The 13,508-nt window shown below is 43.2% G+C and carries 12 protein-coding genes; 1 reads left to right on the top strand and 11 read right to left on the bottom strand.

Annotated features, from left to right (window positions below):
- Window positions 1–542: 542 nt before the first annotated feature.
- Window positions 543–1,319: a serine O-acetyltransferase EpsC gene (gene epsC, locus DW981_RS07645; RefSeq protein ID WP_347474531.1), complete on the top strand. Its 777-nt coding sequence runs from the start codon at window positions 543–545 to the stop codon at window positions 1,317–1,319.
- A gap of 176 nt (window positions 1,320–1,495) precedes the next feature.
- On the opposite strand, the gene thrH is transcribed toward epsC, so the two are convergent.
- From thrH to DW981_RS15915, 11 genes are all read right to left on the bottom strand, one after another.
- Window positions 1,496–2,095, bottom strand: coding sequence for a bifunctional phosphoserine phosphatase/homoserine phosphotransferase ThrH (gene thrH, locus DW981_RS07640; protein WP_022025818.1), 600 nt, complete (start codon window positions 2,093–2,095; stop codon window positions 1,496–1,498).
- Window positions 2,096–2,219: 124 nt separating this feature from the next.
- Window positions 2,220–2,900: an amino acid racemase gene (locus DW981_RS07635; RefSeq protein ID WP_147352626.1), complete on the bottom strand. Its 681-nt coding sequence runs from the start codon at window positions 2,898–2,900 to the stop codon at window positions 2,220–2,222.
- Between the two features lie 90 nt (window positions 2,901–2,990).
- Complete coding sequence (locus tag DW981_RS07630; protein WP_022025820.1) at window positions 2,991–3,482, bottom strand: hypothetical protein; 492 nt, start codon at window positions 3,480–3,482, stop codon at window positions 2,991–2,993.
- Window positions 3,483–3,502: 20 nt separating this feature from the next.
- The gene (locus DW981_RS07625; RefSeq protein ID WP_118507306.1) at window positions 3,503–4,849 is read right to left on the bottom strand and encodes an SGNH/GDSL hydrolase family protein; all 1,347 of its coding nucleotides are present in this window, start codon (window positions 4,847–4,849) and stop codon (window positions 3,503–3,505) included.
- Between the two features lie 40 nt (window positions 4,850–4,889).
- Window positions 4,890–6,491 (bottom strand): MBOAT family O-acyltransferase, encoded by a 1,602-nt coding sequence (locus tag DW981_RS07620; RefSeq protein ID WP_243034690.1) that lies wholly within the window; start codon window positions 6,489–6,491, stop codon window positions 4,890–4,892.
- 25 nt (window positions 6,492–6,516) lie between these two features.
- Complete coding sequence (locus DW981_RS07615; protein WP_022025823.1) at window positions 6,517–6,762, bottom strand: phosphopantetheine-binding protein; 246 nt, start codon at window positions 6,760–6,762, stop codon at window positions 6,517–6,519.
- A gap of 27 nt (window positions 6,763–6,789) precedes the next feature.
- Window positions 6,790–8,325, bottom strand: a complete 1,536-nt coding sequence (locus tag DW981_RS07610; protein ID WP_182434189.1) for an amino acid adenylation domain-containing protein — start codon at window positions 8,323–8,325, stop codon at window positions 6,790–6,792.
- A gap of 13 nt (window positions 8,326–8,338) precedes the next feature.
- Window positions 8,339–9,646 (bottom strand): flagellin lysine-N-methylase, encoded by a 1,308-nt coding sequence (fliB, locus tag DW981_RS07605; RefSeq protein WP_118507303.1) that lies wholly within the window; start codon window positions 9,644–9,646, stop codon window positions 8,339–8,341.
- Entirely contained in the window at window positions 9,647–10,336 is a 690-nt protein-coding gene (locus DW981_RS07600; protein WP_118507302.1) for a TraX family protein, read from the bottom strand.
- Between the two features lie 255 nt (window positions 10,337–10,591).
- On the bottom strand, window positions 10,592–12,349 hold the full coding sequence (gene aspS, locus DW981_RS07595; RefSeq protein ID WP_118507301.1) for an aspartate--tRNA ligase: 1,758 nt from the start codon (window positions 12,347–12,349) through the stop codon (window positions 10,592–10,594).
- A 369-nt stretch (window positions 12,350–12,718) separates the two neighbouring features.
- The gene (locus DW981_RS15915) at window positions 12,719–13,492 is read right to left on the bottom strand and encodes a PocR ligand-binding domain-containing protein (protein ID WP_118507300.1); all 774 of its coding nucleotides are present in this window, start codon (window positions 13,490–13,492) and stop codon (window positions 12,719–12,721) included.
- Window positions 13,493–13,508 lie beyond the last annotated feature (16 nt).

The following is a 13,508-nucleotide window of genomic DNA, read 5'->3' as shown; positions in this document are numbered from 1 at the left end:
ATGCGCTACGTTACGTTACTTAATGTCTCTGAAATACGAGACATAAGTAACGACGAGCGCAAAGTCCCTTTCAAAAATGATGAATACCTTGCTTCCGGGACTTCGAGTTTCCGAAAGGCATGTAAATCAATCATCAGAGACAACAAAATCTAGAAATCACTGCGAAAACTAATTGCGGCAAAGCAATTGCTATAGTTTCTTGATGGCAGGACTCACTATATCGCGGCTGCAAAATATAATTAACCCATCGACATAATAAGCAATATGTGGTTGTGGGGAATTTGAGGTATTGGAAGTTCGTGTAAAAACTTATTATTCGATATACTGGACTACAGCCTGTATTATATGCTATCATAGGTTTTGCAAAATGGAACTACGATGATAATAAGGAGGTTTCACATGTTATCCGAAGAAAAATTATCAAAAATCATCGGTGATATTGCCGATAACTACGAACAGGAAGATTTATTTACAATAGAAAGCGGGCATCAGCTCCCAAATCGAGATGCAGTTATACACATTATCATGGGCTGCGCCAGATCATGTTTCCGGGCTATTTTGACAAGGAACATTTGGAACGTACGATTCCGGAATACTTTTTAGGACACAACATTATCCGGATCTATGACACGTTGTCTGAGCAGATCCGCTTTGCACTGATCCGAGAAGCAAAGTCACAGGCAAATCTTACAGAGATCAAGGAACGTACCGAGGAAATCTGTGAACAGTTCTTTTCTTCTTTCGCACATATCCAGCAGCTTCTGTTAAAGGATGTTCAAGCAGCTTTTGATGGCGATCCGGCCGCCAAGACCAAGGAGGAGATCATCTTCTGTTATCCGGGACTGTTTGCTATTTTTGTATATCGTATGGCGCATGAGCTGTATCGCCTGAAAGTTCCTTTCATTCCGCGTATCATGTCTGAGTATGCGCACGGTCATACCGGTATTGATATCAACCCGGGTGCAGTGATCGGTGAATACTTCTTTATTGACCATGGTACCGGTATTGTTATCGGCGAAACAACAGAGATTGGCGATCATGTCAAGATCTATCAAGGTGTAACACTCGGTGCTTTATCGACACGCAGCGGACAGCTTCTTCGTGATGTAAAACGTCACCCAACGATTGAGGATAATGTAACGATCTACTCCAGTGCTTCTATTCTTGGTGGCGAAACTGTGATCGGCAAAGGTTCTGTGATCGGTGGTAATGCATTTATCACTTCTTCTGTTGCACCGGGCACGCGCGTCAGCGTCAGCAGTCCGGAACTCACTTTCACCGAGAAAAGAGAAAAGAAACTGGGAGACTTATTTGACTAAAATAATAAAGGCGTCGTATTACTGTTTTCACACTACAAAACGGTAACACGCCTATTAATCCAAAGAGATCGGCTCTGATTTTTACGTCAGAACCGATCTCTTTCTTTTCATCATTAATATTATCACGCTACATCACGAAGCTCTCCGCTCTTTCATGCAAAGCTATATAGACCTTTTTAGATAACTTCTTTGATCGCTGCCATCAATTCCTCATACGTCTCATATGCCGGAAGTTGTGGATACTCTTTCTTTATCGCATCCGTACTCTTGAACAAAAATCCCGCCTTACTTGCCAGGATCATGCCAAGATCATTATGACTGTCACCACTTGCGATCGTATCATATCCGATAGATTGCAATGCCTTCACTGTTGTCAACTTAGACTGCTCACAACGCATCTTAAATCCTGTAATCTCTCCGTCCTCTGCAACAATGAGTTCATTACAGAAAATGGTCGGATAACCAAGTTTCTTCATAAGAGGTCCTGCAAACTGTGAAAACGTATCACTGATAATAATAACCTGTGTCAGGCTGCGAAGCTCGTCCAAGAACTCTTTCGCACCCGGCAGCGGATCAATGCCCGCGATCGTCTCCTGAATTTCTTTCAGACCAAGTCCATGCTCACGAAGAATATCTAATCGATAATTCATCAGCTTATCATAATCCGGCTCATCTCTGGTCGTTCTTTTTAACTCCGGAATACCGGTTGCCTCACTAAATGCGATCCAAATCTCCGGTACCAACACACCCTCTAAATCTAAACATACAATTTCCATGATCTTCCTCCTGTATTTTCTGTCACTACAATAATTTTAGTATATGATATCCTCATCCGCAAGTATTGTTTTTCTAATTTTTACTTTTTAAGCTTCGCCCCTGCGTTGATGATAGCATGCTTCGCTAATACTTCAAGTACATCCAAACAATCGTTTTCCAATAATTCCTTAGTACGCACATGCTGTGCAAGCTCCGCTCCCGCTTTAATAACGGCAGTTCCGTGCATCCTAGTACAAGACAGTCTGCTCCGCTGGCCAACATATTTTCCGCAATCTGTTCAAATTCCGACAAGTCCGCAGGTCTTCCGGCTTTGATCTGCTTATAAATAATGTACATCAGTCGCTCTCTGCTGTCCGGATCCAGCAATAAGACCTCGATTCCCCGATCACGGATCGCCTGTGCCAAAACTCCGCTCTGATGAACTCCGGTCGTTGCTAAGATCCCTACCTTGCGTGCACCACGAACTGCGAGCTGCTCCGCCGTCTCCTCCACGAGATTGATAATGGGAATGTCTACTGCCTGTGTCAACTGTTCGTAAAAATAATGTGCCGTCACACAGGGAATCGTCAAAAAATCTGCTCCGGCATTCTGCAAACTGCGGGCTGTCTCTACCAGCAATGGAAGCGGACTTTGCGTGCTCTTGCCTGTTATATATGCCGTACGATCCGGACTGTCTGAAATACTTTGCAACAATATACGGGGATGCCCCTGATCAACCATCGTGTCAACCATTCGTGTAAGCAACTCCAAATAATATACCGTCGCCATCGGACCGAGGCCCCCAATGATCCCTATTTTCTTCATACCAATCACTCATGCCTTTCTAATCCCGCAAACTTTGGGCCACAGGCACAAATTTGCCATATGAAAAACTGTACTATATGCTTTTTCATATTATTTCGAGGCAAAATAACGAATTGCACTCACTTTATTTCCATTCAACATGATCTGCAGCTTGCTGCTTCCCTTTTTGAACGTATACACGCCGAATCTTGCCTTTGCTTTTCCGTACTTTTTGGTGACATCTTTCAGAGAACTGCCAATGCGGATCCCTTCTTTTGTCACTGCCTTATTGCTGCGAAAACGGATCTCACTGACATATTCTGCACCATTGTTGGTTTTCGAATATGTTTTGAGCTGAAAATCCTTATAGGTATATGTACGATCTTTTCCCTTATAAGCACAACTCTTCTTCACTGTTTTTTTAGATGGTTTGCCGGCCTTTTTGATCAGCTTTTTGGCTGCACCGTTCATCGTAACGGATACCCCTTTGTACTTAAAAACATATCCCTTAGATTTTGCACTGGCTGGCGCCGACACGCCTCCTATAGCAACCACTGCCGTTAAACATACTACTGCCAATTTACTCACAATACTCTTTTTCATATTCATCTTCCTTTCCTGTACTAATAGCTGCGGATCTCGCCGTAACGGTCAAGTTCCTTTTGCTGTGCACGAATCATATTGTCGTGAATACGACACTTTTCATCATACACCTTTGCCAATGTTTTGTCACCTCGATGATCTTTGATCCCATAATCCTTGACCAAAACATTTCCAAGATATTTGGATAACTTTTCTGCACCACTTAAATTCATATGCAGACCACCATCGTAAGTATCTGTCTCATAGTCTATGCCGGTTTCTTTCAGCAAGTCATAAAAGTTAATATATGGCAGTTTATTCTTCTTCGCATATTCTACAACCTGTGCATCCTCCGAATCATACCACTGTGGTGCCAAACTCGGTGCCTTGATAAGGACCAGTTGTATATTATTCCTTTTGCAAAGTGCTGTCATCTTATCCAAATATTGCATTGGATATTTACCAAAGACTACGCCGCCGTCAGCCGAATCGTCTTCTTTCTCAGTTATTCCGGCTTCCTGCTCATCAACGGCATCCCATGGATCCGAACTATCCGTCTCCTCGGTATCATCCTCCGGAATATCATCCCACGGATCATAAACATCATCCTCCGCACTGCCGTCTTCCTCTTCACCAGCTGTATCTGCACCACTCATGTCCTCTCCGGCACTGTTTTTCGTGGAGTTCTGTTTTCCAAGCAGCCACGTTGGATCTGCGACATCCGACTCACTTGCCGGAAGTACGTCGATACGCATATAATAACCGTTGTGCGTTACCTTTCTGGCACTCGCAAAATACGTAAGATCACTACGCGATAATGATGTGATCCTGGAATGATAACGCAGGATCGGAAAGATATAATCCAACATATTCTCCCCTTTACACATAGAAGCATTGATCGCATTCCATTTCGTTTTAGACCATTTCATGCCATCTAACGTCATACGGTTATACTCTTCTTTCTGTGGCTCTCCATGGGTCAATGCCTGCACATTATAAACAACCAGTTTTGGCTTTTCATATTTCAGAGTATCCTCTAACATATAATAAGACTGCCATGTGAGCTGCTGTGCATTGCCGCGAATATAACTGGTAATCCCGTAATTTTTCCACAAATAGATCGGATCGAAATTCTCATAGACTTCACAGTCACCTATCATGAGTACATCATGCTTTGTCGTCTCCTGATAGTATTCCGCCGTAAAATTCCCCTCCAAAATATCATCGGCATATTTTGGCTGCACCAGACGCTGCAATACTGCAAATAGCAAGACAACGACTGCAGCGGAAAGTATCCCGACTGCTATTTTCTTTCCTCGTTTCACTCTAATCTGCCATTCCTTTCCGGGTCCGCACACATTAAAACGCAGACACAATTGTTCTTCCAACGGTCAGACCTGCTTAAGGAATACCGTTTCTCCCTTGAAGTTAAAATTGATTGTAAATAAACTGCTGTGCCTCAAATCCTACGCCATAACTTCCCAGCAAAAGTACTGCAAAGAATAAGAGGACAAACAAACCATATCGAATGACATAAGGTTTTTGTGAAATCTTTTCACGCACGCTTCCATTTCTGCCACACATACTGACCGTAAACATTGCGACCACGCCAAATGCTACAATGCAGTAATCCTGCACCGATAATCCCAGATCAAGCAATTCCTTACCGGTAACTTTCGATAGATCGAACTGCGTAAACATATGTATAAACTGCCGAATCGCCCCGCGCACACTGGCGTAAGTATCAAACAGGCGAATACAGCACATCATCAAAAAGGTCCGGATCACCTGAAACGCACGATATCCCCAACTGTTTCCTAATTTCGGAAATCTGTGGTGAAATTTATTATATAATGGCGTGCATTCTTCAGAGATCAGAATGATCACACCATTTACCAGTCCCCAAGCAACAAAATGCCACGCTGCACCGTGCCAAATACCGGTCGCAAACCAGGTAACCATTGTCGAAATATATACTGCAACGCGTCTTGCACCTGCCATGCCAAAATGTTTTTTGGTCGTCGAGGTCAGCTTTTTGAGCGGTTTGCTGATACTCATCGGATAAAAAACATAATCACGGAACCACGTTCCCATCGTGATATGCCATCTGCGCCAATATTCTGCAATATTCTTTGAAAAGAAGGGACGGATAAAGTTCTCTTCCACATGTATGCCAAAAAATTGTGCAATACCGATCGTAATATCAATACCACCCGTAAAGTCCGCATACAACTGTGCTGCATAAAATAACATCCCGATAAGCACATAAGCCCCGGTATAATATTCCGGATCTCCCATCAGCATGCTGATCGCACCACTTAAGCGATCTGCGATCACCAGTTTCTTAAAATATCCCCACAAAATACGTTCTAAGCCAAAGCGAACCTGCTTGCCATCAAAGGAATGTTTTGCATAAAGTGTCTGTGACAGATCCCCATAACGACTGATCGGTCCTTGGATCAACTGTGGAAAAAAAGACACAAACAGTATAAAACGCGGCAGATTTTTCTGTGCGCTGCATTTGCCCCAATATACATCCAGCAGATATGCAACTGCCTGAAACGTATAAAAAGAGATTCCTAACGGCAGGATCATATCCGCATAAGGCAACTCTGTTCTGCCGGCTGCATCCAAAACGGTATTTACATTGTCGATCACAAAATTGGTGTACTTCAATACAGCAAGTATGCCTAAATTAAAGAGCAGACATACAAGCATGATGCGTTTTTTCTTGCCACCGATCTTTGCCTTGACCGCCTTCTTCTCGTCTCTGGACGGTTTCTCTATCTTTCCCGCTTTAATTTCAGCCTGGTATGACTGCCACTGTCCTTCCTGTCGATCGATACAAACACCGGCAAGCCATACCGTCACTGACGTTGCCAGAATAAACAACGGATAAAATGCTCCCGCAGAATAATAAAACAAAAAGTTTGCGATCAATAATAGGATCCACTGAAACCGCTTAGGAATGACATAATATACCGCAAACAATACCAGCAAAAACAGGATAAACTCGTATGAAATAAACAAAACGCTACTTTCCTCCCACCACAGCTTATTCTTCTAACAGGCGAGCAATCATATCGGCAAGGCTGTCAACAGAATTGAAATTTTCAGCAATAAAATCTTTCGCTGTAATATCAACATCAAATTCTTCTCCAAGCTCTGTCACCAACGTGACAAGATCAAAAGAATCCAGTATTTTGTCTTCTACCATTTTATCTTCTGCTTCAAAATCAATATCCTCATGAAGTTCCTTTAAGATTGCTAAAACTCCTTCTCTGATCTCCTCTACATCCATTTCATTGTCCTCCATCTTATTATAGTTTTAACTGCGTTTCACAGATCTTCGTTTCTGAGCCGCATAAATTTCCTGCATCTTCAAACGATCCATTTTGCCGTTCGGCGTAAGCGGTAATGTCTCCAACCTCACGATCGCATTTGGGATCATATAACGTGGCAGCCGTTCCTTGAGTTCCACTGTCAACGCCCTCTTGTCAATGTCTCCCACATAAAAGAGAACGATTTTCTTTGTCTCCTGTATAAAAATACAGCAACAGGTCTTGATCCCCTCTATCAGATCAACATCTGACTCGATCTCGCCAAGTTCTATTCGGTGCCCCATGTGTTTGATCTGATAATCTTTGCGTGATACAAAGATCAAATCTCCTGCTTCATTCTTCCTTCCTAAATCCCCGGTATGATAAATGCGGTCCGGAAAATATGGATTTAACGGATTCTGTGTAAAGACTTCCGCTGTTTTTTCCGGATTGTTGTAATAACCATGTGTGAGGCAAGTTCCGTGAATACAGATCTCCCCTGTCTCACCGTCTTTCACCGGTTCGCCCTGCTCATTCAGCAACAAAATCTGTGTATTTTTGAACGGACGCCCGATAGGGATCACTTCTTTCTCCTCAAATACATGTGTTGCATGATAATAACAGCTCATACCGGTCGCTTCCGTCGGTCCATATAAATTAAAAAACTCTGCATCCGGAATTGTCATTTTCCATAAATTAAACTGTTTGACCGGGAACACTTCACTGCCAAACGCAATGGTATGTAAATACTTAGGTATCACTGTATCGAATGTACCAAATGCCGAGATCATTGTCAATGCCGAAACAACCCAGCATATCGTATTGATCTCGTGGTCATTCAGAAACTCCACCAACTTGACCGGGAACATAAAACAGCTCTTAGGAATAAGCCAAGTAGTTGCTCCATATTTCAAGGTTGGATATATTTCTTTCATACACGCATCCAAATACAGCGGCGTCTGATTTCCAAAAACGGTTCTTTCGTTAAAACCTAATACCTCAGATAAGCTTTCAATATAATCGATCACACCACGATGATACCCCACAACACCTTTCGGGACACCTGTTGATCCGGAGGTAAATAACACATAGATCGGATCAATATCCAATGCACCCTCCCGGATCTTAGCCAACACTTCTTCATCCATCTCAGTCTTGCTGCAGGTTTCGTATGGCAAAGCCGTTCCTTCAAAGCCAAGCGCAGCAATCTTATCCTTCGTACTCTCATCATAGATCAAATAATTTGCATCTGTATTTTCCAAGATCAATTGCATACGTCTTCGCGGCATCTCTTCATCGATCGGAACATAGTAACATCCCGCATAGATCACTCCGAAAAAAGCGGCGATCGTCTGCGGACATTTTTTCATATATACGACAACCGGCTCACGATATGCCCCCTGTCTGCTTAGCTCAGTTCCAATACTTTTGGCCTGTTCGGACACCTGTATAAAAGATAATGTACTTTCTTCATCTGCAAAAGCAGTCTTATCCGGTACTCTATCCACTGTATTTTCCAAGTACTCCAGCACATTTGTCTGCATATGTATCCCCCTGTTAGTGTGTTTGCTTTAATATATCTCCACGCCTTAACACTTTTAAGATCTTTTTGATCGCAAAACGCGGACTGCGCTGCATCAAACTGTCCCATTGTTCCATATTTTCATCCGAATTTTCAATCTCACGAACATACCAGTGCGCCAGCTCTGCTTTTTCATCGATCGTAAGCAGTTCATCATTTTCCATCCAGCGCATAAACCAAAGCTCACGAATGATCAGAACGTTCACTACAGCCATTTTGCATTTAGCAAGCAGCTGTTCATCGTATGCACTGGTGCAGCAGTACACATATAGGAAATAAACCAGCATCTGCTCTAACTCGATCTCATCTTCCTGCTCCGTATATTCTGCCATACGGCCTCTGGACTCTTCTCGAGACATTTCTTCCCTGATATTTAATATACTCTGTAAAAGCGGCGGCCATTCAGGATTCAGTGCTTCCATCGTACTCAACGCAAAAAGCATATCCGTCATGATCGTTGACACCGGCTCCTCGTTTTCCTGTCTAAAATATTTTTCATCATAAATGATCTCATCAAGCCGTTTTTCAATCTTTTCATAGGCAGTATCCTCACAATATGCTTTACGGATCTTGCGCAGTTGATGTTTCTCCCGATCTGTAAAATTCGGGAAAATAGGAAGATTTTTCAACGGAAAAGAAGTGTGCTTACGTTCGGCACGATGATGGATCCGACTCTCCACATCGTGTGCCATTCCAAGTATCATTACCATTCGCTGGTTCATGCTGAATTTACGATTTTGTGCTATTGATAACAATGTGTCTCTGGTCGGCACCAATTCTGCAAACAGTTTGTGGTCAAAAAACGGATCCCACTCTTTGCGGGCATGCACTTCATAACAATCAATTTTTACCGGCTCTTTACGCTCCAGCAGTTGTTTGCATGCGATCGGACACGTCATGGCTAACGAGCGTTCCCGCACATTTGGATATACTTCCTCGTGGCGCGGATGTGTATGGCATGTCTCACATAGCGCATTTTCGCCGAGTTCTAATACAATGTCACATAAATTGTCCTCATTTAAAAATTCACAACGATTATCCTCTCCATGCGGACAAATACGTCCTGTTGAAAAATCAATCTTTTCTGCCATACGTTTTCCTAACGGTCCTTGTACATGCCGATACTTCTTTAATGTATCCGGATCCACAACGATCTGCCAGCGAATACAGCAGCTATCCGGGCACTCATGTCCCGGAACACATTCAAAATCATCAAAATAGTCAGGATAATAATATTTCATCGCAATAGCCATACCTTTCTTCTGCTCTGCAGGTTTTTCCAATCAGAACCCCATTCTTGCAGGCATCAATATATACTGTAATGCATATAAAATCAACAAATGCACCGGATAAAACCAGTAAAAAACTGTACGATTTCCTCTGCCTTGTTCGCCATTATACCACTGTATACACAAAAGTGCTACCAGCGAAGCCGGCTGCCAAAAAAGCAGCACTGCAGCTGCCAGATTCCTTTTTGTTTTTTGGTCGTGAAAGACATAGAATACTACAATCAGCAAAATGCCATACCACGAGTAATCCACCCGCAGCAAATATGCTGCAGCGCAGCCGAATAATACGATTCCGTACATCGGAATGCTCCAAAGTTCTACTTTGGTGAGCATCCACATGACCAACAATCCGATTACAAACGTAAATAATACGTTCTGTCCATCCAGCTTAACAATCTTTCCATAAATTGCCAGATCATATGGTATCTCCGCCAAAAAGGCAAATCCAAGCATTCTTTGAACATACTTGCGCAAATTACCTGTATGATAAAATCCTTCCACCAACAAAAAACAAAATAAAGGAAATGAAAGCCGCCCTATATAGCGGCTAAACGAATACACTGACAACAGTGCATGGCTGCCATACGATAAATAAATCACTCCGATATGATCGATAAGCATCGACAATAAGGCGATCCACTTCAAAGTATTTCCATCCCATCCACGATGGTTGCCCGTGTTCATTCGATCCTTCCCTTTCCTTTAACTCATAAACTCATACTTCCCATACCGCAAATTCGCCACGACCACATATTGCTTATTATGTCAATGACTATATTGCATTTTGCAGCCACCATAGAGTGGTTTCTGCCATCCGAGAACTATAGTAATTGCCTTGCCGCATTTTCGTTTTTGGTGATTTCTAGATTTTGTTGTCTCTGATGATTGATATGTGGTTCGGGCAATAACTTCCGGTATAGGAAGTTTGAGTTATAAATATTACTGTCTAACCTTAATATGGACCTCTCGGAGCTGCTGTTCGGTCACCTCTCCAGGAGCACCACACATAAGATCCTGTGCGTTACCATTCATTGGGAACGGAATGATCTCACGAATATTCTCCTCATTGCGAAGAAGCATGATCATGCGGTCAACACCCGGTGCCATTCCTGCATGTGGCGGTGCACCAAACTGGAAAGCATTATACAATGCGCCAAACTTCTCCTTAAGATCCTCTTCCGTATAACCTGCGATCTCGAACGCTTTTACCATGATCTTCATATCGTGATTACGCACTGCACCGGAAGATAACTCGATTCCGTTACATACAATATCATACTGATATGCCAAAATCTCTGATGGATCTTTTGTCTCCAACGCTTCTAAGCCGCCCTGTGGCATAGAGAATGGGTTATGCGTAAAAATATACTGCTTCAACTCTCTGTCGTACTCATACATTGGGAAGTCATTAACATAGCAGAAACGATATGCATTTTTCTCCAACAGATCCAGGCGGTTTCCAAGTTCTGTACGAATCTGTCCTGCATATAACGCTGCCAGCTCTTCTCTGTCCGCAATAAAGAAGATCGTATCCCCTGCCTGAAGTCCTGCGATCTCAGCGATCTCTGTCTTCATATCATCCGGAATAAACTTATCGATCGGTCCCTTATAGGTCATATCTTCTTTCACTTCCAAATAACCAAGGCCGCCCATACCGATAGACTGCGCAAATTTCAAAAGTTTCTCATGTTGTCCCTTAGACAACTTCGCATGTACATTGATGGCACGAACTGTCTTACCGTGGAACGGCTTAAACGTACATCTCTGGAAGAAGTCAGTGACATCCACAATGCGGAGCGGGTTACGCAGATCCGGCTTGTCGGTACCAAACTCCAGCATCGCCTGCTTATAGCTTATGATCGGATATGGTGCCTGAGTCACTTCTGCTCCCTCCGGTGCAAATTTTTCAAAAGTAGCACTCAACACTTCCTCACCAACACGGAATACATCTTCCTGTGTTGCAAAACTCATTTCAAAATCAAGCTGATAAAACTCTCCGGGTGAACGGTCTGCTCTTGCGTCCTCATCACGGAAACATGGTGCAATCTGGAAATATTTATCAAATCCCGATACCATTAACAACTGCTTATACTGCTGCGGCGCCTGCGGCAACGCATAGAATTTACCCTTGAACTTACGAGAAGGCACGATATAATCACGTGCGCCTTCTGGAGAAGATGCACACAAGATTGGTGTCTGGATCTCCAAAAATCCCATCTCCGTCATCTTCTCGCGGAGATAACTGATGACTTTGGAACGGAAGATCATATTATCGCGCACTTTGATATTTCTAAGATCCAAATAACGATATTTCAAACGAACATCCTCTCTCGTCTCTTTCGAAGTTGCGATTTCAAACGGAAGCTGACGATACACCTTGCCAAGAATGTCTACATGATGTGCCTCTAATTCAATCGTTCCGGTCGGGATCTTCGGGTTGTACGTCTCCTCGTCACGATGTTCAATCTCGCCCTCTACACTGATGCAATCCTCTTTGTTGATACCGTCCAACAAAGAAGTATCGCGCATAACAACCTGCATTACACCATACATATCACGCAGATCAATAAAAGATACACCACCGTGATCACGAATGTTTTCTACCCAACCTGCAATTTTCAGATTGCTTCCAACATCCTGTTCCGTTATGTCGCTCATTATTTTGTCGCGGTAAATATTGTTCGTATTAGTCCTCATAATATCCTCCTTCAAGATGAAATGTACTTTCAAATAAGAACTGAGGGGTTCTTATTCGTAATATAAAGCAAAAAAAGTCCGCCCCAAACACACTTGTTCAGGACGAACGTATTGTCCGCGGTACCACCCGAATTACTGTTCTACAGTCTCTCTACGGTCATAATAACCTTTCTGTTTGTCGCACAGCTGCGGCGCACCTACTAATGAATGTCTCACGTTCAGATTGCGGCTGATAAAGTGTTATTCACTAGGATTCCTTCTATGGGGTTCACACCATCCCCCACTCTCTGCAAGCGATTCTCCTGCTACTTCTCTTCGTCATAGCCATATTATGAAAATTCCGCAAAAACCGGAATTTTATGCAAAAAATTAATCATTTAACTCATTGACAGTCTCTGTCAACTGCGCAAGCTTGGACGTAATCTCCTTGCTCACGCTTGCCATTCCCTCTGCCAGCTTCTGAACCTCAGAAGCTACCACGGCGAAACCACGTCCGCTCTCACCGGCACGAGCTGATTCAATGGATGCATTCAATGCGAGCATATTCTGTTTCTTACTGAATCCAACAATCTTTGATGTACTCTCATTCGCCTCACTGATCTCTTCAGCCGCCTTCGCAATGCCAACTTTCAAGCGTTCCAGCATCTGATTATTCTGATACTCTTGATAGCAGGCACGTACATACATGTTGATCACGTCCCCCAGCAACTGTGCAGACGCTTTGATCTGCTCTTTGGACTTAACACCAACTTTATGCAAAGCCTCAATATAAGCATCTTCATTAATACCAAGCTCTCTGGCAACACCGCGGAACTTGTCATCATCCGGATTCTCCGGTAATATCTGACCTCCGATCACACTCCCAAGAACGGTGCCGTCATTCAACGTGATAGGGATGCCGAAATCCATCAGACCGGCATGGCACTCATAGACACCCTCACTTTCACGGTCACACTTCTCACAACGACGACGTCCTTCTTCGCTGCCTCTTGTCAGATCAATACAAAATTCCGTGAAATTATAACATTCGCTAATATACTTTCCATCGGCGCCAACTGCTACTGTCGCCAAGCCTGTACTTTTCGCCCAATTGTTCATAATTTCTTCGAATTTAACCATATCGCAAAAATCTTGAATCTTCATTGTCATACGCCTCCCG

The sequence above is a fragment of the Clostridium sp. AM49-4BH genome, assembly GCF_003478335.1.
Classification (GTDB): Bacteria; Bacillota; Clostridia; order Lachnospirales; family Lachnospiraceae; genus Butyribacter.
This window is presented reverse-complemented; position numbering and strand designations above follow the sequence as displayed.